The organism is Brevundimonas sp. GCM10030266 (assembly GCF_042666595.1).
Lineage (GTDB): Bacteria > Pseudomonadota > Alphaproteobacteria > Caulobacterales > Caulobacteraceae > Brevundimonas.
On record NZ_JBHTCY010000004.1, the window covers coordinates 32,170 to 56,489 of the forward strand.

The window sequence follows — 24,320 nt, forward strand, 5'->3', positions numbered from 1 at the left end:
TCACGCTGCATGCAGGATCACTTCAGAAAAGGCAGGCCGGGGGGAGCGACGGATCGCTTAGCCGTCCTCGGTATAGAACAGCAAGGTGAAGGCGGCGAGCGCCGTCAGCAACGGTGGAAGCCAGGCGGCCAGCCAGGCGGGGATGACTTCGGCCGAACCGAACGCCGAGGCCGCCTGATTGACGAAGAAGAAGGCGAAGCCGAGCACCACGGCGGAGGCGCTCATCCGGGCCAGATCGCCCAGGCGCATCAGGCGCAGCGAGAAGGCCGCGGCGAGGATCGACATGGCCGCGAACATCAGCGGCGTCGCCAGGAGTTGCTGCAGCCGCAGGTCATAGCCGGTGGCCGAGAAGCCCGCGTTCTCGATCCGCGCGATCTGGGCGGGGAGGGACCAGAAGGAGGTCGACTGGGGGCGGGCGAATCGCTCGAACGCTTCCTGATCGGCAAGGCTTGATGGCAGGTCCAGTGTGGCGTAGCGCACGGCGCGCTGGCCGATCTGGGCGCCGACCGCATCCACCAGCCGCCAGCGTCCGGCGCTGAGCGAGGCCGAGGCGGCGTCGATCCGCTCGGAGAAGGTCCGCAGGCCCTCGCCGTCGTTGACGTAGATGAAGAAGGTCACGCCCAGCAGGCGTCCGCCGGTGCGGTCCTGACGGTCGGCGCGGATGACCATCTGGCGGGTGTCGTCGCCTTCTCGGATCCAGACGGCCTGCGGCGCGTCATTGCCCGCGACCGAGCCGGACAGCCGGCTGCGTTCACGCTGGAACAGGCCGTCCGCAGCCGAGGCGGCGGGGCCGAGCGCGGTGACGGTCAGGATGCCGAACAGGAAGGCGAAGCCCGCCGCGGGCAGGACGAAGCGCCAGGCCGACACCCCCGCCGCGCGCATGGCGATCAGTTCGCTGCGCCGGTTCAGGCCGACGAAGGCCGCCAGCGTTCCGAACAGGAAGACGAAGGGCAGAAGCTGGATGATCACCTGCGGCGATTTCAGCAGCATCAGGCCGAGAATGCGCAGGGCGGGCAGGTCCACGTCCGAGCCGACGCCGCGGGAAATCTCGACGAAGTCGATCAGCATGATCAGGGCCGCGATGACCCCCAGGGCGACAGCCAGGGACCGCGCCTGCTGGACCAGCACATAGCGTTCGATGCGGCCGAGGCGCAGGCGGGGCGCGGGCAGGGACAGACGGGAGCTCATGCGGAGGTCGCCTTCAGGCCGCCGATCCCGAACCAGCGCCGCCTGCGGCGAGGCTTCAGGGCGCGGAACAGGATGCGCAGGGCGATGGCGGTGGCGACGATGGGCAGCAGATACTGCAGCACGTTCAGCCATCCGTTCCAGGCGCTGCCGGCCACGATGCCATAGCCGAGGATGCGGACGGTCAGGAACGCCGCGGCGGCCTTGGCGATCCGGAAGCTGTATCCGGTGCGGCTGAACGAACCGCCCATCAAGGCGGCCAGCGCCATCGCCATGCCGGCCAGGGCGTAGAGCGGCGACGACAGGCGCGAATGGGCTTCAGCGGTCAGTTCGCCGGCCGATCCGACCCGATCGAGATCGCGGGGCGACGGGTTGAGCAGCTGGGGCAGATACAGGTCCGACGGCTTGTAGCGGACGGTGTCGTTCACATCGACATACTGGGCCAGCGGCAGATCCTGGCGGCCGAAGGACAGATATTCCAGCACCCCGCGCGACGAGTAGCGCTGCCAGGAGCCGTTCAGCAGGGTCAGGTAGGGCTGGCCATCGATGCGGCTGAACCGGGCCTCGGCGGCGTCCCAGGTGGTCGTCTTGTCGCCGTCCTGGATGTAGACGAACAGGTTCTTCAGCAGGCCGTTCTGTTCGATCTGCTGGACATAGACCGTCAGGCCTTTCGGCCCCTGGACGAAGTTTCCTTCCTCAACCAGCAGGGCGGCGAGGTCGCTGCGCACGGCGAAGGTGGCGTTGCGCGCCTCCCGCTGCGCCCACGGCTGGGCCACGGTGGTGATGAACAGGGTCAGCACGGCGGCGATCATCGCCAGCTTCATCATCGGACGGATCGCCTGCCACCGGGTCACGCCCGAGGCGAAGATGGCGGTCAGCTCCTGCTCGCGCTGCAGGCGGGTCAGGGCGGTCAGGGCGCCGACGAACAGGCCGATGGGGATGATCACGGCCAGCAGCTGGGGCAGGGCCAGCAGGGTCAGCTTGACCATGACCCAGACGCTCTGACCGCGCTCGACGATGAACTCGAGCTGGTCGAGGCTCTGGCTGAGAATGCCGATTCCAGCCAGCGCAGCGCACGCCGCCAGCACTGGGCGGCCGATCTGCCGGAAAAGGTAGCCTTGAATCAATGTCATGAAGGAACGGAAATCGCCCGTTGCGGCCAGCGGCGAGGGAGCGCATCTAATACACACCCGTTTGCGCCGGTGAAACCGCGCGAACAATCCCACTCGCACAAGACCGGGGCTTTCATCCCGGCGGGAGCAGTAAATGAAGATCGAATTCGTCGCCTCGGCCGCCTCCGCCGAGGTTCTGGCCGTCCTGGTCCACGACGGCCGCGCGCTGGCCGGTTCGGCCGGTCAGCTGGACGCCGCCTCGTCGGGCGCCCTGACGAAGGCCATGGGCGCCAGCCGCTTCACCGGTGGCGCGAACAGCACCCTGATCGTGGCCGCGCCGCATGGCGTTGACGCCAACGTCGTGGTGCTGACCGGCGCGGGCGCGCCGGACAAGTTCGATGATCTGGCGCTCGAAGCCGCCGCCGGCGCCGCCTATCACGCGGTGAAGATGTCGGGCGCGACCATCCTCACCATCGACGTCGGCCACCTGTCGGCCGATCAGGCGGCGCGCGCGGCCTTCGCCGCCCGTCTGGCCAGCTACCGCTTCCTGAAGTACCGCACGACGCTGAAGGCCGAGAAGGCGGCGTCGATCGAGACGATCCGCGTCGTGGCCGCTGACCCGAAGGCCGCCGAACACGCTTATGGCGCCTCCTATGCGGCCGTCGCCGAGGCCGTCGAATTCTCCCGCGATCTGGTCGCCGAACCCGCCAACGTCCTTTACCCGGCTGAGTACGCCAAGCGCGTGAAGGGTCTGGAGAAGCTGGGCCTCGAGGTCGAGATCCTCGGCGAGAAGGAGCTTGAGAAGCTGGGCTTCCGCACCCTGCTGGCCGTCGGTCAGGGCAGCGTGCGCGAGAGCCAGGTCGCCATCATGAAGTGGAACGGCGGCGCCAAGGGCGATCAGCCCATCGCCTTCGTCGGCAAGGGCGTCTGCTTCGACACCGGCGGCATCTCGATCAAGCCCGCTGAAGGCATGGAAGAGATGAAGTGGGACATGGGCGGCTCGGCCGCCGTGGTCGGCCTCATGCACGCCCTGGCCGGTCGCAAGGCCAAGGTGAACGCCGTCGGCGTCATCGGTCTGGTCGAGAATATGCCGGACGGCAACGCCACCCGCCCGGGCGATATCGTCGAATCCCTTTCGGGTCAGACGGTCGAGATCCTGAACACCGACGCGGAAGGCCGCCTCGTCCTGGCCGACTGCCTCTGGTACACGCAGGACCGCTTCAAGCCGAAATTCATGCTGGATCTGGCCACCCTGACCGGCGCCATGATCGTTGCGCTGGGCCTGGAGTATGCGGGCGTCTTCTCGAACTCGGACGAGCTGGCGAACAACTTCCTGGCGGCCGGTCCGAAGGTGGGCGAGAACGCCTGGCGCATGCCGATCCCGGCCGCCTACGAGCGCCACATCGACAGCCCGATCGCCGACGTGAAGAACATGGGCAACGGTCGCGCCGGGGGTTCGATCACCGCCGCCCTGTTCCTGCAACGCTTCACCAACGGCACGCCGTGGGCGCACATCGACATCGCCCCGACCGCCTGGGTGAAGGACAGCAAGAGCCCGACCGTGCCCGACGGCGCCGTGGGCTGGGGCGTTCGCACGCTCGACCGGATGGTCAAGGATTCCTACGAGTCCTGATTGGGCAAGGGGCGCGCCCTGACCGGGGCGGCCCTGCATTCTCCGCAAACTCGACAACCCCGTCCGCGATCACTGGATATGCGGGCGGGGTTTCGTCATTCTGGACGCCATGACGACGCCGTCGCCCGAAATCTGGTTCTATCATCTGGAGCGCTCCAGCCTGGGCGACGTGCTGCCCGGTCTGCTGGAGAAGACGCGCGAGCGGGGTTGGCGGGCGCTGGTCCGGGCCACGAACGCGCGGTTGCTGGACGATATGGACGAGCATCTTTGGACCTGGCGGGACAGCAGCTTCTTGGCCCACGGCCGCGCCTCCGAGCCCAATGCCGACCGCCAGCCGGTGCTGCTGACCGAAACACTTGAGAACCCGAACGCCGCTCAGGCGCTGTTCATCCTGGACGGGGCAGAGCTTGGCGACACGGAGACCCTGGAACGATGCTTCATCCTCTTCGACGGACGCGACGAGACCTCGCTGCAAGGCGCGCGGGCGCGATGGAAGATGCTGAAGGACGCCGGGGCCAATCTGGCCTACTGGAAGCAATCGCCCGAGGGGCGCTGGGAAAAGGCGGCCTGATCGCCCTGACCGCGCTGGCCGCCGCCTGTTCCTCGGCGTCGTCGGACGTGGCCCGCGCGCCCGCGCCGCTTGCGGTCGAGGAGGCCCGGCAGAACCAGCCCATCGGCACCCGCTCGCCGGCAAACCAGAACGCCGACCTGTGCCGGGCGGGCGACCTGCAGAACCTTGTGGGAAGACCCCGCTCCGAAATCCCCGTGCCTGTGGATGTCGTCAACCGCCGCGTGACCTGCACCACCTGCCCGGTCACCGAGGACTATTCGCCCTACCGGCTGAACATTTTCTACAACGAGCAGACCCATCTGATCGAACAGGTCCGGTGCGGCTGAGCCGATCTTCCAAAGGAGAACTCCGATGAGAACCCTGATCCTGAGCCTGGCCGCCGCCGGACTTCTGGCCGCCTGCGCGCCGACCGCAGGCTCCGACCCCGTCGCGCCGCCGCCGGAAGACGGCCCGGCGACCTGCAAGGCCGACCAGTACCAGCGGCTGGTGGGCACTAACCGCGCGCAGCTGCCGCAGCAGCCGGCGGGCGAGACCTGGCGCGTGACCTGCACCACCTGCCCGGTGACCATGGATTACAATCCGCAGCGCCTGAACATCGTCTATGACGAAGCGACGGGCGTGATCCGCCAGGTCAAATGCGGCTGATCGCGCTGGCGGCGGTGATCGGACTGGCCGGAGCCTGCGCTCCGGTCCAGCCGACGCTTGATCCGGACGCGCCGAAGACCTGCGACGCCGCCGGCGCCCGGTCCCTGATCGGCAGCCATGTCGGCGCGGTGGATTTCGCGGCGGGCGCCAATGTGCGGATCGTCTGCACGACCTGTCCGACGACGCGCGACTACCGGCCTGACCGCCTGAACGTCCGCTTCGACGAGGCGACTGGGATCATCCGCAGCGTCGACTGCGGCTAGAACGGGTTTGAAGGCTCCGGCGTCAGGCTGGAGCCTTCAGTCCTACCGGGCGGCCTTGGCCTCGCGGATCGCGGCCTCGATGGCGTCCGGCTGGATGCTGGACTGGGCGCGGCCGTTGACGAAGAAGGTCGGGGTGGCCTGCAGGCCCAGCGCGAGAGCGGCGGTGTCGGTGTCGACCAGATGCCGGGTCATCTCCGGGCTGGCGATCGCGGCGCGCGCCGTGTCCATGTTCACGCCATTGGCGACGAGGATGGCGTCGATCGAGGCCGGGTTCAGGTCGCCTTCGGCCATCAGGGCGCGGAAGACCGGCAGGTATTTGCCCTGATCATGGGCCGCCTGGGCCGCACGGGCGGAATAATGCGACGGTCCGGACGGATCGCCCCGGTCCAGGATCGGCCAGTCCTTGAACACGAAACGCACGTCCGGATTGGCCTGCATGATGCGCAGGATGTCCGGCGCGGTCGCCTTGCAGCCGGGGCAGCGGAAATCGAAGAACTCCACCACGGTCACCTTGGCGTCGACCGGACCGAAGGCGGCGTCGCGGCTGTCAGCGGCCAGCAGCGTCGGATTTGCGGCGGCCTGACGCGTGATGGCGTCCGACAGGGCGCTGTTCTGCTTGGCCTGCAGGGCGTTGCTCATCTCCTGCAGCATTTCGGGATGGTTCAGCAGATAGCTGCGGATCGCCGCGTCGGAGGTTCCACCGCCGAAATAGGGGAAGACCGCCAGTCCCAGCGCCGCGACCGACACCGCCAGCGCCGTCACGCCCGCGCGGGGGCCCTGCAGGAAGCGGGACAGGGCGGAGGGTTCCGTCGGGCGGATTTCAGGCGTCTCTTCGGTCATGCGGTGCTTTCAGGCGTTCTGGCAGGCGTTCTGGCGGGCGTGAGGGTCAACTGGTCGCTGGGGGCGCGACGACCGATCGATTGCGGCTGTTGCGACGGTCCAGGTCGTCAACATCCTGTTGGGTGGCGCCGGAGGCGAAGACGATGTCCATCGCGCGGGTCCATTCATTGCTGCCGGGCTCGAGCATGTCCCGGGCCCGCAGGGCGAATTGGGTGGCCTGTTGCTCGGCGCCGAGGGCGAAATACATCTCGGCGGAGGCCAGTCGCGCCTCGCCTTCCTTGCCCTGGGTGGCATAGGCCTGCGAGAGCAGCCGCCAGCCCATGGAGTTGTCCGATTCCATCGCCGTCGCGCGCTTCAGCTGATCGACGGCAAGGGCGAGCTGTTCGCGATCCTGGGTCTCGATCATGGCGTGCGCCAGGTTGATGCGGAGGAGGGGGGCGTCCGGCTTCAGGTCCACGGACCGCTGGTGCGCGCTGATGGCCTCGGCGGGGCGGCCTTCCTCGAACAGAACCTGACCGCGCAGTTCCCAGTAGTAGGGGTTCTCGGGCTCTTCCTGCAGCAGCACGTCGATCGCCGCGAGCGCCCGGTCCGTCTGGCCGTCCTTGTACCAGGCGATCGCGCGGGCATAGCGTGCCGGCAGGCTGGTGTCGGTCTCGGGATAGGACTGCAGGGTCGTGTTCGGCGGGTCCATGAAGGCGTGGATCTTGGCCAGGATCAGCGCGTGCTGGGCGACCCGCTCGGGGCTGTCCTGACGACCATAGTTCGACTGTTCGGTGACCAGCCGGCGCAGGTTCTCGATCCGCTGGGACGACAGCGGGTGGCTGCGGAAATAGGGGTAGCGGCGGGCGTCCGAGAAGACTTCCTGCGAACGGAAATTCTCGAAGAAGGTCAGCAGGCCGCGACCCGATTCACCGGCCCGTTCCAGGGCGCGGGCGCCGGTGTTGTCGGCTTCGCCTTCCTGGTGGGTCATGTAGCGCAGGGCGCTGAGGGTGCCGAAATACTGGCTGTTGCCGAGCAGGACAGCGCCGGCGTCGGGGGCGCCTGCGGCGATGGCCAGGGCGCCCAGCGCCATGGTCATCAGCAGCGGCTGCATGCCCGCCTGCTGGGCGCCGTCGCGCAGGGTGTGGCGATTCTTGATGTGCCCGGCCTCGTGCGCGATGACGCCAAGAAGCTCGTTGGCGTTGCGGGTTCGCAGGATGAGGCCGGTGTTGACGCCCATGATCCGCCCGCGCGTGGCGAAGGCGTTCAGATCACTCTCGTTGATGAGAAGGATCTCGATCTCGTCCGGCTCCAGCCCCATCGCGGTGAACACGGGGGCCGACCAGTCGTGAATGATCGCCTCGATCTCGGTGTCGCGGATCGCGCTCTGGGCCGAGGCAGGCGACGCCGTCGCCAGCATGAGGCTGACGACGGCGGTTGCGCCGATCAGACGGGCGGTGCTTCGAGACAGCCAGCTCATGGTGAACTCCTGTGAACCCGGACGCCCCCGTCCATCGAGATGGTCACAATCTAATCACGGCCTTTCAGCGGCGCCACCACCCACGCTTCGGCTTTTCAGGCGGTGCGGCGATCTGGTTCGGGTCTTCCGCGATCAGGGCGGCGACATCGACCTCAGGCTTCGGCGCCTCGACCGGCTCGGCGACCTCGGCCACGATCGGCTCGGAGATGGCTTCGGCCTCGGCTTCCGGCTCGGGCGTCACGACCGCGTTCGGCGCGACGTCCAGCTCGACGGGTTCGTCGACCGGTTCGATCTCGTTCGGCTCGACCGTCGACAGCGGCGCTTCGTCGGCGGCTTCCGTGGCCGCGGCGGAGACCTTGCGGCGCACGCGGCGACGCTTGGGTTCCTCGGCGACGACCGGCGCGGCCTCGGCTTCGGCGTCCGGGATGATGACCGCCGCCGGCGTGTCGGGCGAGCCGTCCGCGGGCATGCCTTCGTTGGTGGCGCGGGTCTCGGTCTTCACCTCGTGGGTCAGGCCGGCGTCCGAGCCGCGATCCCGGCCGCGACCGCGACCGCGACGGCGGCGCGAACGACCGCTGCGCTCGCCGCCGATTTCGCCTTCGGGGCGTTCACCGATGACTTCATCGACGTCCGAAGCCTCGGTTTGCGCCGTGGCGGCCTCGGTGCGCGACGGACGCTCGGGGTTGATCGGGTCGAACCAGACATAGGGATCGTCCAGCGAGGGCGTGCGGCCGCGGACCCAGAAGAAGGAATCGCGCTCGGCGCCGCCTTCCTCGCGCATGCGGCGTCCGCCACGGCGACCACGGCGACGGCGACGGCCGCCTTCGCCATCGTCCTCGTCGTCCTCGCCGGCAGCAGGCGCGGCTTCCGCCTGACCGGCCTCGGAGTCGTCACGACGTCCGCCGCGACGGCGGCGTCGACCGCGGCCACGCTCGCCGTCATGACGCTCGGCCCGCTCGCGCGGCTGGTCGTCGTCCTCGTCCTCGCGGTCGAGATCGGCTTCGTCCTCATCGTCCTCGATGATTTCGTCGTCTTCCTCGTCCTCTTCGTCGGACCAGGCGCTGTCGTCGAAGTCATCGTCCAGGTCGATGAAGGGCTCGGCGCTCTCGGGCGGGGTGAAGTCCTCGTTGGTCTCGGTCCGTTCGATGGTGCTTTCGCCCTGACCGAGGGTGTCGTCGATCAGGATGACCACGTTCAGGCCACGCTGGATCAGCAGGCTCTGCAGATAGTCACGCTTGTGGTTCAGGATGTAGAGGGCCACGGCGGTGCAGACGCGCAGGTTCACTGAACCCGCGCCGTTCTTGCCGGCCTCGATGTCCACGGCGCGCAGGGTGACCAGGGCGGCGCTTTCCGCCGAGCGGACCCGGCCGGCGCCCTGACAGTGCGGGCAGATCTCGGTGGCGCCCTCGATCACGCCCAGACGACGGCGCTGGCGGCTGATTTCCATCAGGCCGAAGCCCGAGATGCGGCCCATCTGGATCCGGGCGCGATCCTTGGCCAGCGCGTCCTTCAGCACCTTCTCGACGGCGCGGTTGTTCTTCGACTCATCCATGTCGATGAAGTCGATGACGATCAGGCCGGCGAGGTCGCGCAGGCGGAGCTGGCGGGCGGCCTCGGCGGCGGCCTCCATATTTGTCTTGAAGGCCGTGGCCTCGACGTTCCGCTCCTTGGTTGCGCGGCCCGAGTTGACGTCGATGGCGACCAGCGCCTCGGTCTGGTTGATGACCAGATAGCCGCCCGACTTCAGGTTCACGACCGGCTGGTGGATCTGGGTCAGGGTCTCTTCAATGCCGTTCGAGGCGAACAGCGGGCGCGAGCCCTGATAGAGGTGCACCTTCTTCGCCTGCGAGGGCATCAGCACCCGCATGAAGTCGCGGGCTTCCTTGAAGCCCTGCACGCCCTCGACCTGGATGCCGTCGAAATCCTTGTCGAACATGTCGCGCACGGCGCGGCGGACGAGGTTCTCTTCCTCGTAGATCATCGCCGGGGCGTTGGACGCCAGCGTCGTCTCGCGGATCGTCTCCCACAGGCGCAGCAGATATTCGTAGTCGCGCTTGATCTCGGCCTTGGTGCGCTTGGCGCCCGCCGTGCGGATGATCAGGCCCATGCCCTGCGGCACCTGCAGCGCGGCGGCGGCGGCCTTCAGGCGACGACGGTCCGAGGTGTTGGTGATCTTGCGCGAGATGCCGCCGCCCTTGCCGGTGTTGGGCATCAGCACGCAGTAGCGACCGGCCAGCGACAGCCAGGTGGTCAGGGCCGCGCCCTTGCCGCCACGCTCGTCCTTGACGACCTGCACCAGCAGGATCTGGCGGCGCTTGATGACGTCCTGGATCTTGTAGCGACGCATCAGGCGGCGCTTCAGCCGCTCCTCGTCGGCCAGACCGCCTTCGTGGTCGCCGTCATCGCTGTCGCGGCCCAGATCGTCGTGGTCATCCTCGTCCGAGTGCGCCTCGGCCATGATGGCTTCGCGGTCGGCGACCGGGATCTGGTAGTAGTCGGGGTGGATCTCGTTGAAGGCCAGGAAGCCGTGGCGATTGCCGCCGTATTCCACGAACGCAGCCTGCAGGCTGGGCTCTACGCGGGTGACCTTGGCGAGATAGATGTTGCCGCGAAGCTGGCGCTTCGCGCGGGACTCAAAGTCGAATTCCTCGACCTGACGGCCCTCGACGATCGCGACGCGGGTTTCTTCCGCGTGCGCCGCATCGATCAACATGGTCTTTGACATCGGTAGTCTCTCTCTGGCGCGCTCGGGCCGGTCCGGTCAGCGCGTGGCTGAGGGACGCGGCGGCTCGCCGAATGGGGGTGAGGGTGGCGCGCGCCGTCGATGCCTCGTCGCCACGGCGAGCGCCGCGGGCGAAGTCGGTCACATCTGACCGGAGGTTGAGGCTGGCGTATGCGCCCATGGGTCGGTTCGGTCCTGGACCTTTCCGCGCCTGTCTATAAGGCGGCGTTGCGGGCCCGGTTCGTTGGATCGGCGGCGCCTTTGACGGCCGGGCGATCCTCGGATCAGTGAAAGCAGCGCTGCGAGGAGGGCGCGTCCCGGCCCGACTGAGCGGACGGACGCGATCATTCGCGAGCGGACAAAGCATAGTCACTGGAAATGTGAATTAAAAGCCGCATCGGCCTTAACCCGTTGGCGAGGACGTTCGTGCAGGGTGGCTCACCACAATGGTGGGTTATCCAGTTCAATGAACGCCTTGTCGCGTATCAGGCTGTCGCAGTGGGGCGTCCGGGAGTGGGCGATGACGGCGCTCGCCTTCATCGTCTTCTGCACCGCCGTGCTGGTCGCGGGCCGGGGTCTGGCGTCGGGCGCGGCGGGCGAGGTCATTCGTGTCCGCTTCGGCGGCGACGCCGAGCGCACCCGGGTGGTGGTCGATCTGGACCGGACGTCGCGCGGGCAGGTGATCCAGCCGGGATCGGATGGACGGGTCGTCGTGGCCCTGTCCGGCGTGGCCGCGCCGCGCGGCATGTCCGGAGATGGCCTGGGGCTGGTGCGTGGATATCGCGTGGCCGGCGCCGGCGGGGCCTCGCGGGTCGAGCTCGACCTGGCGTCCAGCGCCGAGATCGAGCGCCGCTTCCTGCTGCCGCCGGGCGACGGGGTGAACCACTATCGCTATGTGATCGACCTGAAGGCCACCGGTCGGGCGCCGACGGCCCCACGCCGCAATGCGCCGCGCACGGCCCCGCGTCCGGCGGAACGTCCTCTCATCTATATCGACGCCGGGCATGGCGGTCGCGACCCCGGCGCCCTGGGCGCGCAGGCGAAGGAGGCGGACGTCACCCTGGCGGCCGCGCTGGCGCTGAAGCAGGAACTGGAACGCTCGGGCCGCTATCGGGTGCGCCTGACGCGGGACAGCGATGTCTATGTCGGCCTGAACCGCCGCCCGGCCATCGCCCGTCAGGCCGGGGCCGATCTGTTCATCTCCCTGCACGCCGACGCCATCGCCGATCCGGCCACCCGCGGCGCCAGCGTCTATACGCTTTCGGAGCAGGGCGCCGGTCGCGCCGTGCGCGAGATCACCCGCGATGAGAACTGGCACCGCAGCCTCAACCTGCCGGGCCGTGACGCCTCCGTGGACCGCATCCTGCTGGACATGACCCAGCGGGCCACCCAGAATCGTTCGGCGGTGCTGGCCCGCAGCCTGCTGGGCGAGATCGAGGCCGCGAACCATCCGTTGCTGCGCCGCAGCCACCGGGACGCCGGTCTGGCGGTGCTGCTGTCGCCGGACGTGCCGGCGGTCCTGCTGGAGATGGGCTACATCACCAATCCCGAGGACGAGCGCCTCCTGACCGATCCGCGCGCGCGTCGTCGCCTGATGCGCGCCGTGGCGGCGGGCATCGACGCCTATTTCGCCGCCCCGACCGGCGCCTTGCAGGTCGCGTCGAACAGCGAAGCCGGCCAGCCCTGAGACGGACTGTCGCGAAAGCGGCCTGAAGCGACTATCTGGGTCTCATGCGCCTGCGTGTCGTGGATCTGGAAACCACCGGTGGAGACCGGACCGCCGAAATTATCGAGGTCGGCATTGTCGACGTCGTGAGGGACGGGGAGGGCTGGCGCGCCCTGCCGCCGGTGACGAAGCTGTTCCGGCCCCGTGGCGAGATTTCGGTGCACGCCATGGCCGTGCACCACCTGACGCCGGACGATTTCACTGACGCCGATCCGCACTGCGACGAATACGCGCTGCGCGAGATGTTCGCCGAGCCCGCCGATGTGATGGTGGCCCATGCCGCCAATTTCGAGCGCGGGTTCATCGCCGACACGGCGCACGGCGGTCTTCCGTGGATCTGCACAGTCCGGTCGGCCAAGGCGGTCTGGCCGCAGGCGCCGGGGCATTCCAATCAGGTGCTGCGCTACTGGCGACAGTTGCGGCTCGATCCGGCCGTCGCCAATCCGGCCCACCGGGCGGGGCCGGACGCCTGGGTCACGGCCCATCTGCTGATCGATCTGCTGAAGGAGGCGACGGTCGAGCAGATGATCCAGTGGACCCGGGAACCCCGTCGGCTGGACAGGATTCCGTTCGGCAAGCATCGCGGCAGCCGCTGGTCCGAGGCGCCGGGAGACTATCTGCGCTGGATGTCCGGCCAGTCTGACATGGACGCCGATGTCGTGGCCGCGGCGCGACAGGAGCTGGAACGTCGCGCCTCGGCATCCACAGGCGCTCTGGCGAACGGGACCGACGCGGGCTAAAGCGGTTTCCATGCCGCAGCCGCGCCTTCCGAACATCAAGGGTCTCAAAATCGCCGAACGGTGGTTCGTGCTGGCGGGCGTCGGCCTGCTGGGCGCGATCACGCTGGCGGGGCTGGTCGTGACCATCTACGCCGCCTGGCTGTTCCATGACCTGCCGGACGCGTCCGAGCTGGCGGACTACCGTCCGGCGACGGCGACGCGTGTCTATGCGGGCGACGGCACCCTGATCGGCGAGTTCTCGGACGAGCGCCGAATCTATGTGCCCTATGAGCAGATCCCGCTGCCGGTGATCCAGGCCTTCCTGTCCGCCGAGGACAGCCGCTTCTTCGAGCATGGCGGCGTCGATGTGTCGGGTCTGGGCCGGGCGATGTTCAAGAACGTCTTCAACGCGGCCACCGGGCGGCGTCTGGAGGGCGGTTCGACCATCACCCAGCAGGTCGCCAAGAACGTCCTGCTGACCAACGAATCGAGCATCAACCGCAAGGTGAAGGAGGCGATCCTCGCCAACCGCCTCGAGGCGACGCTCAGCAAGCAGCAGATCCTCGAACTCTACCTGAACGAAATCTTCCTCGGCTATCGCTCGTACGGCGTGGCCGCGGCCGCCTACAACTATTTCGGCAAGTCGCTGGCCCAGCTGACGCCGGACGAGGCGGCCTTTCTCGCAGCTCTGCCCAAGGGGCCGAACAACTACCACCCCAAGCGCCATCCGGACGCCGCCAAGGGCCGTCGTGACTGGGTGCTGGGCGAGATGGGCGACAACGGCTTCCTGACCCCGGCGCAGGTCGCCGAGGCGCAGGCCCGTCCGCTGGCCGCGCAGGACGCGCCGCGTCGCGCCCAGTACGCCGACGCCGACTTCTTCGTCGAGGAAGCCCGCCGCCAGGCCATCCGCCAGTTCGGCGCCGAACAGGTGAACCGCGGCGGCTACTACATGCGGACCACCCTGGATCCGAAGCTGCAGTCGGCGGCGCGCGACGCGTTGATGAAGGGGCTGGAGAACTATGACCGTCGTCACGGCTGGCGCGGGGCCTGGGGCACGACCGACTTCGCCGACGGCTGGCAGGCCGAGGCCCTGCGCGGCACCCGTCCGCCCGAACGCCGCAGCTGGGAAGCCGCCGCGGTCGAGAACGTGGCCGGCAACAGCGTGCGCATCCGCAGCGCCAAGGACGACAACACCGGCTATCTGCTGACCGCCGACGCCGCCTGGGCCAACGCCAACCGTCCGCTGAAACGCGGCGACCTGATCTTCGTTGAACGCCGGGACGGCCAGTACGCCCTGAAACAGGTGCCGCGCGTCAACGGCGCCCTGGTGGCCATCGAGCCCCAGTCGGGCCGGGTGCTGGCCATGGTCGGCGGCTATTCCTACGGCCTGTCCAGCTTCAACCGCGCGACGCAGGCGCGTCGTCAGCCCGGTTCCGCCTTCAAGCCCTTCGTCTATGCGGCGGCGCTGGAAGGGGACTACACCCCGTCGTCGATCGTGCTGGACGCTCCGATCAGCTTCGCCGGCGGAGCCAATGGCGGGCGCTGGAGCCCCGAGAACTACAGCCGCGAGTACTACGGCCCGCAGACCCTGCGTCGCGGTCTGGAGCTGTCCCGCAACGTGATGACCGTGCGCATGGCCCAGGACGTCGGCATGACCAACGTCGTCGCGCTGGCGGACAAGATGGGCGTCGGCAAGATGGAGCCGAACCTGTCGGTGTCGCTGGGCGCCGGGGAGACCACGCCCTACCAGCTGACCGCCGCCTACGCCGCCTTCGTCAACGGCGGCCGCCGGGTGACCCCCTATCTGATCGAGATGGTGCAGGACCGGGATGGCGAGACCATCTTCCGCGCCGACCAGCGTCGCTGCCGCGACTGTGGTCGGGCCTTCAGCGGGCAGGAATCGCCCCGGCTGGACGGGCGTGGCGAACAGGTCATCGACCCGATCACCGCCTATCAGATCAGCTCCATGCTGGAAGGCGTGGTCCAGCGCGGCACCGCCACCGGCGCCCGCGGCCTCGGCCGCTGGGTCGGCGGCAAGACCGGCACGACCAACGAGTACCGCTCGGCGTGGTTCGTGGGCTTCTCGTCCGACATCGTGGTCGGCGTCTTCATCGGCTTCGACGACAACCGGCCGCTGGGGTCGGGCGAAACCGGGGCCACCGGCCCTGTGCCCGTGTTCAACGAGTTCATGCAGGTCGCCCTGCGCGAGCGTCCGGCCCGTCCGTTCGTGCGGCCCAAGAACGCCATCTTCCGCACCGTGAACGGTATCGAGGAAGCCTTCCGCCCCGGCACCGAGCGTCGCCGCGAGGAGGAGCAGGCGCCCGCGCCCGAGATCCCGCTGGGTCCGCAGAACTACAACGACATCCTGCGCCGCGAGGAGGAGGAGGCCACTGGTCAGACGTCGCCCGCGACGCCGCCGCCGACCACGCCGACGCCGCCCCGCAAGGAGCCGGCCGCCGATCTGGACGGTCTGTACTAAGGGATGGGGCTTCGGCCCTTCCCCTTTCGCCCGGCGCGCTCTATGTCCGCGCCTCACTTTACGTATCGCCGGAGATTGCGATGAGACCGGATGTCGAGGCCATGAAGGCCGACATCGAGCAGAGCATCGCTCTGCTCAGGAGGCGTCTTTGACTGGGATGTCGCCCTTCGAAAGCTCGATGAGCTGAACGCCCGCGTCGAGGATCCGACGCTGTGGGACAATCCTGAACAGGCCCAGGCCGTCAGCCGTGATCGCTCGCGACTGGAAGCCCAGGTCAATGCCGTGAAGGAAATGGAGCAGGGCCTCGAGGACGGGGTCATGCTGGCCGACATGGCCGACGAGGAAGGCGACGAGGCCGCCCTGGACGGCGCGCGCGCCGACCTGAAGGCGATCAAGGACCGCGCCGCCCGCGCCGAGCTGGAAGCCCTGCTGTCCGGCGAGGCTGATGGCAACGACGCCTATCTGGAAGTGAACTCCGGCGCCGGCGGCACCGAGTCCAACGACTGGGCCGGGATGTTGCTGCGCATGTACAGCCGCTGGGCCCGCGCCCATGGCTATGAGGTCGAGATCGAGGCCGAGGAATCGGGCGAACAGGCGGGCATCAAGTCGGCCACCATCCTGATCACCGGACCGAACGCCTATGGCTGGCTGAAGTCGGAATCGGGCGTGCACCGTCTGGTCCGCATCAGCCCCTATGACGCCGCCGCCAAACGCCACACCAGCTTCGCCTCGATCGGGGTGTCGCCGGTGGTCGATGACGCCATCGAGATCGACATCAATCCGTCGGACGTGCGCACCGACACCTATCGCGCGTCCGGCGCGGGCGGTCAACACATCAACAAGACCGACTCCGCCGTGCGTCTGACCCACGTGCCGACCAATACGGTCGTCGCCTGTCAGGCCGGTCGTTCGCAGCACCAGAACCGCGAACAGGCCTGGAAGATGCTGCGCGCGCGCTTGTACGAACTGGAACTGCAGAAGCGCGAGGCCGCCGCCCAGGCGCTGGCCGACGCCAAGACGGACATCGGCTGGGGTCACCAGATCCGAAGCTACGTCCTGCAGCCGTACCAGATGGTGAAGGACCTGCGGACCAACGTCGAAACCTCGGACACCCAGGGGGTGCTCGACGGCGATCTGGACGCCTTCATGGGCGCCGCACTGGCCGCTCGCGTGGGCGAGACGCGGGGCAGCACGGTCGAGTGAGGGACAGCGGCCGGCAGGCTGCCGGAAAGTGATTGGTGGTTAGTGGTTAGTGGTTGGCCTTGGATCGAGAGCAGTTCTCGGGAAAGCGACCTCCGGCGTTTGCCGCCGCATCCACTAACCACTAGCCACTAATCACTAGCCGGGCTCCGTCCTCCAAGGCGGCCCGCCAAAAGCAAAAGGCCCCGGAGCGATCCGGGGCCTTTCTCGTTCTGGAGCCGTCCGTCGCCTCAGGCGGCAGGGGGCTTCATGTCGATGACCTGCGGGGCGGCTTCGACCGGACGCGGAGCCGGAGCCGGGGCGGCGGGCGCCGGGGCTTCGCGGCGGCCCTGCAGGACGCGGCCCTGGAAATAGGCGCCGATGTCGATCGACAGCTGCTCGGCGGTGATGTCGCCGTCCACATAGGCGGTGGCGATCAGCTTGACCTGCTTGCCGGAGACGGCGCCGACGACACGGCCGCGCACCTCGACATAGTCGGCGGCGACATTGCCTTCGACCGCGCCGGTCTCACCGACGATCAGGCGGCCGACGCGGACGTCGCCCTTCACCTGGCCGTCGATCTGCAGGTCGCCGGCGCCCGAGACATTGCCTTCGAACTGCAGGTCCGACGACAGGGTCGACAGGCCGCGCTGGGCCACGGCGGGCGCGGCCGGACGCGGCGAGGTGGTCGCAGCGGCCGGGGCGCCCGGAGCCGGCAGGTCCGGCAGCGGCGGGATGGAGGAGCCGGAGTCGGCGCGCGACTGGGGCTGCGGGGCGGGGGATTTAGTCTTGTTGAACAAGTTGGTCTCCGGCTCTCATGAAGCGGGCTGGGTTTTGCGGGCGGCCGTTCATCCACACCTCATAGTGCAGGTGAACGCCGGTGGAGCGTCCGGTCGTTCCCATGGCGCCGATGCGCTGGCCAAGCGTGACATGCTGGCCCGTTTGCACGGCCATGGAGTTCAGATGGGCGAAACGGGTCTTGAAACCGCGACCATGGTCTATCTCAACGACGTTGCCATACCCTGAACGAACGCCAACAAAAGACACGATTCCGGGAGCCGTCGCGTGGATCGGGGTGTTCAGGGGACCGGCGAAGTCCTGACCCTGATGCACAGCCGGACGACCGTTGAACGGATCGAAGCGGACGCCGTAGCCGGAGGTGGTCCGGGCGTTCGTCGGACGGCGGAACGGCAGGCCCTCGGACGCGTCAGCCAGCATCCGCATGTCGTTCAGATTGTCGGAGGCATGCTGGATGCGCAGGGCGAAGGCCTCGTCCACGTCCAGAACGGCGGCGAGGGCGCGGGGATCGCGCGCTTCGATCAGCGGGCCGCCCAGGGCGGTGTCGTTGGCGGCGTAGGCGGCCGGGTTCAGGCCGGCCAGTCGGAAGGCCAGACGCAGGCGTTCGGCGCGGGTGCTGGCCACCGCCTCGGTGCGGGCGATCAGCCGCTCCTGATCCATGCGCACGGCCACGACGCGCTGCAGGGGGGTGTTGCGGTCGGCGTTGAGGGCAGGGGCGGGCATCAGCGCCTGCTGGGCGCCGTCGACGCCCTGGAACAGACCCATGACCCGCGTCAGCGCCGCATGGCGGCGTTCCACCAGATGGGCCATCTCGTCGATGGAGCCGGTGCTGGAGCTCATGCGGATGACGGCGGAGTCGAGCCGGGCCTGCAGGTCGGCGTTCAGGCGCTGGGCCTCGGCGCGGCTGCGGGCGACGGTCCGGTCAGCCTGGCTCTGGCGAACCATGTCGAGGGCGAAGCCGCCCGAGGCGATCAGCACCCAGCCGCCCAGCAGGACGGCGCCGATGGCGGCGGCCATCTGACGACCCGGCGTCAGCGCCCAGGCTTTCACGTCATCGCCGTCACGCAGATAGAGGTATCGCGTCGGGAACCATCGCCCGATCAGCGACTGTCTGCCTTCAGCGTCCAGTTCACTCATACTCAAACGCCCCCACGTCCGGGGCGTTATCAGCCACGACTGTGGAGAGACGACAAGTCTCTTCACGACTTGTTAACTACGCTGGGCGGTTAGGAGGCGAAGAACTTCGCGATATGACGCCGTTATTCGCCTGACAGGCGTATCCGCCGCGGGTCAGAGGGATCGGGCGGCGGCCAGAACCTCGGCGACGTGGCCCTTGACCGAGACCTTGCGCCAGACGCGGCGGACAACGCCTTCGGCGTCGATCAGGAAGGTAGCCCGCTCGATGCCCATATACTCGCGGCCATAGAGCTTCTTCTCGACCCAGACGCCATAGCCGAGGGTGACGTCCTCGGGCTCGTCGGAGGCCAGCACGACCTTGAGGTCACGCTTGTCGGCGAAACGGGCCAGCTTCTTCACCGGATCGCGCGAGACGCCGATGACCACGGTGTTGGCGGCCTCGAACTCGCCGATCAGGGCCGAGAAGTCCTGGCCCTCGGTGGTGCAGCCGGGGGTGTCGGCCTTGGGATAGAAGTAGATCACGACGGCCTTGCCCTTGAGGCCGGCCAGCGTGACCCGCCCGCCGTCGGCGGTGGCCATGTCGAAGGCGGGGGCCTTCGTGCCTTCGGTGATCTCGGTCATCAGACGGGCCTCACCAGAACGATCTTCTTCTTGCCCGCGGCCAGCTTGAACACGCCGTCCGAGTTGACGTCGGCGGCGTCGATCAGGCGGGCGCCGTCGGCGACGGCTTCATCGTTCAGGCGCAGGCCGCCGCCCTGGGCGAGGCGACGGGCCTCGCCGTTCGAGGCGGTCAGACCGGCTTTGGTCGCGACAGCGGCCAGCATGGCGCCGATGACCTCGTCACGGGCGATCTCGACGGTCGGAAGGTCGGCGGACAGCTGGCCCTTCTCGAAGGCGCTCTCGGCGGCGGCGCGGGCCGTCGCGGCGGCTTCGGCGCCGTGGAGCATGGTCGTCGCGGCGTCGGCGAGAGCCTTCTTGGCGTCATTGATCTGCGCGCCTTCGAGGGCTTCCAGCGCGGCGATCTCGTCCAGCGACAGGTCGGTGAACAGGCGCAGGAACTTGCCCACGTCGGCGTCGTCGGCGTTCCGCCAGAACTGCCAGTAGTCGTAGGGGCTGAGGCTGTCGGCGTTCAGCCAGATGGCGCCCTGGGCCGTCTTGCCCATCTTGCCGCCCGAGGCGGTGGTCAGCAGGGGCGTGGTCAGGCCGAAGGCGGCCTTCTGGTCCACGCGGCGCACCAGATCGACGCCGGAGGTGATGTTCCCCCACTGGTCCGAGCCGCCCATCTGGAGCGTGACGTTGCGGGCGCGGTTCAGCTCCAGGAAGTCCACCGACTGCATCAGCATGTAGTTGAACTCGAGGAAGGTCATCGGCTGCTCGCGCTCGAGGCGCAGCTTGACCGAATCGAAGGCGAGCATCCGGTTGACCGTGAAGTGGGTGCCGAAGTCGCGCAGGAACTGGATGTAGCCGAACTTCGACAGCCACTCGTCATTGTCGACCATGACGGCGTCGGTCGGGCCGTCGCCGAAGGTCAGGAATTTGGCGAAGACCTGCTTGATGCCGTCGATGTTGGCCTGGATGGTTTCGTCGGTGAGCTGCGGGCGCGAGGCGTCCTTGCCGGTCGGATCGCCGACGCGGGTGGTGCCGCCGCCCATCAGGACGACCGGCTTGTGCCCGGCCTGCTGAAGGCGGCGCAGCATCATGATCTGGATCAGGCTGCCGACGTGCAGGCTCGGCGCCGTGGCGTCGAAGCCGATGTAGGCCGTGACGATCCCGCTCGACGCGGCTTCGTCCAGCTCGGTCGGGTGGGTGATCTGATGGATGTAGCCGCGCGCCTGGAGGGTGCGCAGGAAGTCGGACTTGAAGGTCTGGTCGCTCATGGAGGCTCCGTTAGCAGGGAAGCCGGCGAGCGTCTCGGGGGTATTGCGCGCCGGCAGGTGCGGCGCAGGGGTTCGCGGGCCGCTCGATCAGATCGAGGGGCGGTAATACAGGCCGGTCAGGGTGGCGCGGGCGAACATGGGCGTCTGGGTAGCCGCGACGGTTGACCGGCGTCAAGGGCGGGGTATCGAGGAGGGATGCTGGTTTCACTTACAAAACATCCTGCGACACCCTCCAGCCCTGTGGAGCGTATCCGGGTCGAGTTGGAGCAACGAGGACCTCGCTTGCGATTGAGGTTCATGGTTGAGCACGACTTCTCGAGAGTTCCATGGCCGGCAGTCGTTGCAGGGGAGCGCGCTGACGGGCTCTGGCAGCACACATGCTTCGAAGCCTTCATCCCGACAGGGGACGGCTATCTCGAGTTCAATATGTCACCCTCATGCCAGTGGGCCTCGTACCATTTTGAAAGCTATCGGTCCGGAATGAAGCCGGCTGAGGCGCAAGTGGCTGTCCGTCTGCAGGACGGCGATGAGGATTACATCGTTATAGAGGCTGACCTCGATCTTCCGCCCAAGGCGGCGTTCATCGGTTTATCGGCGGTCATCGAGGACATCGAGGGTAACATCTCCTATTGGGCCTTGGCTCATGCGCCGGGTAAGCCGGACTTCCACCATCCCGACTCGTTCGCGCTGGTCCTGCCGGCCCCGGAGCTCCCATGAAGTTCGGTCTCGACCGCCTGCTGTCCGATCCCGCCCTGAGCGCGCCGCTCAGGGGGCGCCGCGTGGCGCTGGTGGCGCATCCGGCGTCGACGACGCAGGACCTGACCCATGCGGTGGACGCGCTGGCGGCGCACCCGGACATCACCCTGACCGCCGCCTTCGGGCCGCAGCACGGGATGAAGGGCGACCTGCAGGACAATATGATGGAGAGCCCGGACTATACCGATCCGGTGCACGGCATCCCGGTCTTCAGCCTGTATGGCGAGGTCCGGCGGCCGCGGGGCGATTGGATGGAGACGTTCGACGTCGTCCTGATCGACCTGCAGGACGTCGGCTGCCGCATCTACACCTTCGTGACGACCCTGCTCTACATGCTGGAAGCCGCCGCCGAGCACGGCAAGGAGGTCTGGGTGCTGGATCGCCCGAACCCCGCCGGACGGCCGGTCGAGGGCACGACGCTGGTCGAGGGCTGGGAGAGCTTCGTCGGCGCCGGACCGATGCCGATGCGGCACGGGATGACGCTGGGCGAGATGGGCCTGTGGTTCATCGACCACTTCAAGCTGGATGTAGCCTATCGCGTCATCGAGATGGAGGGCTGGGAGCCCGCAGAAGGGCCCGGCTACGGCTGGCCGCTGAGCGCGCGGAGCTGGATCAACCCCAGCCCCAATGCGCCGAACGTGTCCATGACCCGGGCCTATGCCGGCACCGTCATGCTGGAGGGGGCGACCCTGTCGGAAGGGCGGGGGACGACCCGGCCGCTGGAGCTGTTCGGGGCGCCGGACATCGACGCCCGCGCCGTGATCGCCGAGATGAAGGCCTTCGCGCCGCAGTGGCTGAAGGGCTGCGTGCTGCGCGACATGTGGTTCGAGCCGACCTTCCACAAGCACGTCGGCAAGCTGTGCTCGGGGGTCCAGATCCACGTCGACGACCCGGCCTATGACCATGAGGCTTTCCAGCCCTGGCGGGTGCAGGCGCTGGGCTTCAAGGCGGTCCGGCGGCTGTATCCGGACTACGACCTGTGGCGCGACTTCCCCTATGAATACGCCTTCGGCAAGCTGCCGATCGATGTGATCAATGGTGGACCGGGCCTGCGCGAATGGGTCGATAACCCGGCCTCGACGCCTGACGATCTGGACGCCATCGCGACCCCGGACGAGCAGGCCTGGCTGAAGACGCGCGAGCCCTTCCTGATCTACCGATGAGCGGTTCGACGAACCGGCTGGTCGGGGTCGGCTGCGGCCTCGGGGCCGGGGCCATGTGGGGTCTGGTCTTCCTGGCGCCCAAGTTCGCGCCGGACGCCTCGCCCATGCTGATGAGCGCCGGGCGCTACCTCGCCTATGGCCTGCTGGCCGCGGCCCTGCTGGCGCCGCGCTGGACCAAGGTGGCGCCGCTGCTGGACTGGAAGGCCTGGCGGGCGCTGGCCTGGCTGAGCCTGGCCGGGAACATCGTCTACTACCTGTTCCTGGTGGTCAGCATCCACTTCGCCGGCGTGGCCGCCTCGGCCCTGATCGTCGGCATGGTGCCGGTGGTGGTGGCGGTCTGGGGGCTGAAGGACAAGGACGCGCCGCCGCTGCGCAAGGTGGGGCCGCCGATCCTGCTGGCCGCACTGGCGGTGGGGCTGATCGGCTGGGAGAGCCTGTCGCGCGAGGCGCTGAACCGGGATGTGGGACAGGTGCTGCTGGGTCTCGGCTGCGGACTGGCGGCGCTGGTCAGCTGGTCGGCCTATGCGATCGGCAACAGCCGATGGATGGCGCGCCTGCCGCAGGTCAGCGCCCATGACTGGTCCCTGCTGACGGGTGTGGTGACAGGCGGGTTCGCCCTGCTGCTGGCGGTCCCGGCCATCGCCGAGGCCAATGGCCAGACGGGTGACCAGTGGGCCCGGCTGGCGGCGGCCAGCATGGGGGTGGCGATCCTGGCCTCCATCGTCGGCAACGCCTTCTGGAACCAGGCCAGCCGCCTGCTGCCGCTGTCCATGCTGGGCCAGATGATCGTGTTCGAGACCCTGTTCGCCTTCGCCTATGGCTATCTGTGGGAGGGGCGGGGGCCGACCGTCATCGAGATCGTCGCCATGGTGATGATGGTGGTCAGCGTCCTCTGGTGCGTACGGGCCCACCGCCCGGCGGCCGTGGCGGCGGCGGAAGGCGACCACTGACCTGCGGCCTTTCGCCCGGTGCGGCAACGCTGAGGCCCTGACATCGTTGGAAGCGGGGAGCGGGGCGCTCAGGCTCCGCAGCGACAGGGATACGGGACACGATGACAGCCGAGTGGCTGGGCCAGCCCATCTGGATGTGGGTCGGGTTCATGGGGGTGGTGCTGGCGCTGCTGGTGCTCGACCTGGGGGTGCTGAACCGCAAGGATCACGAGATCGGGGTGCGCGAGAGCCTGTCCCTGTCGGCCATGTACATCGCCATCGCCCTGGCCTTCGGCGGCTTCGTCTGGTGGCGGCTGGGGGGCGAGCGCGGGCTGGAGTACTTCACCGGCTTCGCCATCGAGAAGAGCCTGGCGATGGACAATGTCTTTGTCATCGCCTTGATCTTCAGCGCCTTTTCTATTCCGCGCCTCTATCAGCACCGGGTGCTGTTCTGGGGCATCCTGGGGGTGATCGTCCTCAGGGCCATCATGATCGCGGGCGGGGCGGCGCTGGTCAGCCGCTATGAGTGGGTGCTGTACATCTTCGCCGCCTTCCTGGTGTTCACCGGGATCAAGATGTTCGCCAGCCGGCGCGAGACCGAGACCGACATCTCGGACAATGCGATGCTGCACTGGCTGCGGCGGCATATCCGGGTGACGGACAGGCTGCACGGCCATGACTTCTTCGTGCGGCAGGAGACGTCGAGCGGGAAGCTGGCGCTCCACGCGACGCCGTTGTTCCTGGCGCTGGTGGCGATCGAGCTGGCGGATGTGGTGTTCGCGGTCGACTCGGTGCCGGCGATCTTCGCGATCACGACCGACCCCTACATCGTCTACACCTCCAACATCTTCGCCATTCTGGGCCTGAGGGCGCTGTATTTCGCCCTGGCGGCGGTGATCCACCGCTTCGCCTATCTGAAGCAGGCGCTGGCCCTGCTGCTGGTCTTCATCGGCGGCAAGGTGTTCGCCGCGCCCCTGCTGGGGCTGGAGAAGATCCCGCCGGCGATCTCGCTGGGCGTGACGGCCCTGATCCTGACGGGCGGGGTGGTCTGGTCGCTGTGGCGGACCCGACGGGAGAAAAGTGCACTCTGAAAAAAATGGAGTGCACATCGTGCACTTTTTCGCGTC

General features: G+C 68.1%; 22 protein-coding genes. 13 read left to right on the top strand and 9 right to left on the bottom strand.

Annotation, left to right across the window (positions count from 1 at the left end):
* Positions 1–57: 57 nt before the first annotated feature.
* Together ACFQQC_RS12355 and ACFQQC_RS12360 are read right to left on the bottom strand one after the other, a co-directional pair.
* Positions 58–1,188: an LptF/LptG family permease gene (locus ACFQQC_RS12355; RefSeq protein WP_376862715.1), complete on the bottom strand. Its 1,131-nt coding sequence runs from the start codon at positions 1,186–1,188 to the stop codon at positions 58–60.
* The gene (locus ACFQQC_RS12360; protein ID WP_376862716.1) at positions 1,185–2,318 is read right to left on the bottom strand and encodes an LptF/LptG family permease; all 1,134 of its coding nucleotides are present in this window, start codon (positions 2,316–2,318) and stop codon (positions 1,185–1,187) included. Before ACFQQC_RS12360 ends, ACFQQC_RS12355 begins: the two co-directional genes overlap by 4 nt.
* A gap of 133 nt (positions 2,319–2,451) precedes the next feature.
* Between ACFQQC_RS12360 and ACFQQC_RS12365 the strand changes: the two genes are divergently transcribed.
* The 5 genes from ACFQQC_RS12365 (at position 2,452) to ACFQQC_RS12385 (ending at position 5,409) form a co-directional block, all read left to right on the top strand.
* Positions 2,452–3,930 (top strand): leucyl aminopeptidase, encoded by a 1,479-nt coding sequence (locus ACFQQC_RS12365; protein WP_376862717.1) that lies wholly within the window; start codon positions 2,452–2,454, stop codon positions 3,928–3,930.
* 109 nt (positions 3,931–4,039) lie between these two features.
* Positions 4,040–4,501, top strand: a complete 462-nt coding sequence (locus ACFQQC_RS12370) for a DNA polymerase III subunit chi (RefSeq protein WP_376862718.1) — start codon at positions 4,040–4,042, stop codon at positions 4,499–4,501.
* A gap of 47 nt (positions 4,502–4,548) precedes the next feature.
* Positions 4,549–4,827 (top strand): hypothetical protein, encoded by a 279-nt coding sequence (locus tag ACFQQC_RS12375; RefSeq protein ID WP_376862719.1) that lies wholly within the window; start codon positions 4,549–4,551, stop codon positions 4,825–4,827.
* 25 nt (positions 4,828–4,852) lie between these two features.
* Positions 4,853–5,146 carry an I78 family peptidase inhibitor gene (locus tag ACFQQC_RS12380; RefSeq protein ID WP_376862720.1) on the top strand — a complete coding sequence of 98 codons (294 nt, stop codon included), beginning with the start codon at positions 4,853–4,855 and terminating at the stop codon, positions 5,144–5,146.
* On the top strand, positions 5,137–5,409 hold the full coding sequence (locus ACFQQC_RS12385) for a hemolysin (protein WP_376862721.1): 273 nt from the start codon (positions 5,137–5,139) through the stop codon (positions 5,407–5,409). Before ACFQQC_RS12380 ends, ACFQQC_RS12385 begins: the two co-directional genes overlap by 10 nt.
* Positions 5,410–5,451: 42 nt before the next feature.
* Here the strand turns inward: ACFQQC_RS12385 and ACFQQC_RS12390 are convergent, their stop codons facing one another.
* The 3 genes from ACFQQC_RS12390 to ACFQQC_RS12400 all read right to left on the bottom strand — a co-directional run bounded on the left by ACFQQC_RS12390 (position 5,452) and on the right by ACFQQC_RS12400 (position 10,433).
* Positions 5,452–6,249: a thioredoxin domain-containing protein gene (locus ACFQQC_RS12390; protein ID WP_376862722.1), complete on the bottom strand. Its 798-nt coding sequence runs from the start codon at positions 6,247–6,249 to the stop codon at positions 5,452–5,454.
* A 46-nt stretch (positions 6,250–6,295) separates the two neighbouring features.
* Positions 6,296–7,708, bottom strand: coding sequence for a M48 family metalloprotease (locus ACFQQC_RS12395; RefSeq protein ID WP_376862723.1), 1,413 nt, complete (start codon positions 7,706–7,708; stop codon positions 6,296–6,298).
* Positions 7,709–7,772: 64 nt separating this feature from the next.
* On the bottom strand, positions 7,773–10,433 hold the full coding sequence (locus ACFQQC_RS12400; protein WP_376862724.1) for an Rne/Rng family ribonuclease: 2,661 nt from the start codon (positions 10,431–10,433) through the stop codon (positions 7,773–7,775).
* A 517-nt stretch (positions 10,434–10,950) separates the two neighbouring features.
* Between ACFQQC_RS12400 and ACFQQC_RS12405 the strand changes: the two genes are divergently transcribed.
* The 4 genes from ACFQQC_RS12405 to prfB all read left to right on the top strand — a co-directional run bounded on the left by ACFQQC_RS12405 (position 10,951) and on the right by prfB (position 16,557).
* A complete protein-coding gene (locus ACFQQC_RS12405; RefSeq protein ID WP_376862725.1) occupies positions 10,951–12,117 on the top strand; it encodes an N-acetylmuramoyl-L-alanine amidase in 1,167 nt (388 codons plus the stop codon).
* Between the two features lie 44 nt (positions 12,118–12,161).
* Complete coding sequence (locus tag ACFQQC_RS12410) at positions 12,162–12,896, top strand: exonuclease domain-containing protein (protein ID WP_376862726.1); 735 nt, start codon at positions 12,162–12,164, stop codon at positions 12,894–12,896.
* A 10-nt stretch (positions 12,897–12,906) separates the two neighbouring features.
* Complete coding sequence (locus ACFQQC_RS12415; RefSeq protein ID WP_376862727.1) at positions 12,907–15,354, top strand: penicillin-binding protein 1A; 2,448 nt, start codon at positions 12,907–12,909, stop codon at positions 15,352–15,354.
* A gap of 80 nt (positions 15,355–15,434) precedes the next feature.
* A protein-coding gene (gene prfB, locus ACFQQC_RS12420; protein ID WP_376862728.1) for a peptide chain release factor 2 occupies positions 15,435–16,557 on the top strand; the annotation gives its coding sequence in 2 pieces (ribosomal slippage) (positions 15,435–15,503 and positions 15,505–16,557; 1,122 coding nt in all).
* Positions 16,558–16,784: 227 nt separating this feature from the next.
* Here the strand turns inward: prfB and ACFQQC_RS12425 are convergent.
* From ACFQQC_RS12425 to tyrS, 4 genes are all read right to left on the bottom strand, one after another.
* Entirely contained in the window at positions 16,785–17,333 is a 549-nt protein-coding gene (locus ACFQQC_RS12425) for a polymer-forming cytoskeletal protein (RefSeq protein WP_376862729.1), read from the bottom strand.
* The gene (locus ACFQQC_RS12430) at positions 17,317–18,468 is read right to left on the bottom strand and encodes a M23 family metallopeptidase (protein WP_376862730.1); all 1,152 of its coding nucleotides are present in this window, start codon (positions 18,466–18,468) and stop codon (positions 17,317–17,319) included. Before ACFQQC_RS12430 ends, ACFQQC_RS12425 begins: the two co-directional genes overlap by 17 nt.
* Positions 18,469–18,621: 153 nt before the next feature.
* Positions 18,622–19,089, bottom strand: a complete 468-nt coding sequence (bcp, locus tag ACFQQC_RS12435) for a thioredoxin-dependent thiol peroxidase (RefSeq protein ID WP_376862731.1) — start codon at positions 19,087–19,089, stop codon at positions 18,622–18,624.
* Entirely contained in the window at positions 19,089–20,345 is a 1,257-nt protein-coding gene (tyrS, locus tag ACFQQC_RS12440; RefSeq protein WP_376862732.1) for a tyrosine--tRNA ligase, read from the bottom strand. The genes bcp and tyrS overlap by 1 nt, the downstream gene beginning before the upstream one ends.
* Before the next feature lie 297 nt (positions 20,346–20,642).
* Here tyrS and ACFQQC_RS12445 point away from each other — a divergent pair, with 297 nt between their 5' ends.
* From ACFQQC_RS12445 to ACFQQC_RS12460, 4 genes are all read left to right on the top strand, one after another.
* Positions 20,643–21,062 (top strand): DOMON-like domain-containing protein, encoded by a 420-nt coding sequence (locus ACFQQC_RS12445; RefSeq protein ID WP_376862733.1) that lies wholly within the window; start codon positions 20,643–20,645, stop codon positions 21,060–21,062.
* Positions 21,059–22,264, top strand: coding sequence for an exo-beta-N-acetylmuramidase NamZ domain-containing protein (locus ACFQQC_RS12450; protein ID WP_376862734.1), 1,206 nt, complete (start codon positions 21,059–21,061; stop codon positions 22,262–22,264). Before ACFQQC_RS12445 ends, ACFQQC_RS12450 begins: the two co-directional genes overlap by 4 nt.
* Positions 22,261–23,214: a DMT family transporter gene (locus ACFQQC_RS12455; protein WP_376862735.1), complete on the top strand. Its 954-nt coding sequence runs from the start codon at positions 22,261–22,263 to the stop codon at positions 23,212–23,214. The genes ACFQQC_RS12450 and ACFQQC_RS12455 overlap by 4 nt, the downstream gene beginning before the upstream one ends.
* 101 nt (positions 23,215–23,315) lie before the next feature.
* Positions 23,316–24,284, top strand: coding sequence for a TerC family protein (locus ACFQQC_RS12460; RefSeq protein ID WP_376862736.1), 969 nt, complete (start codon positions 23,316–23,318; stop codon positions 24,282–24,284).
* The last annotated feature ends 36 nt before the right edge of the window (positions 24,285–24,320 follow it).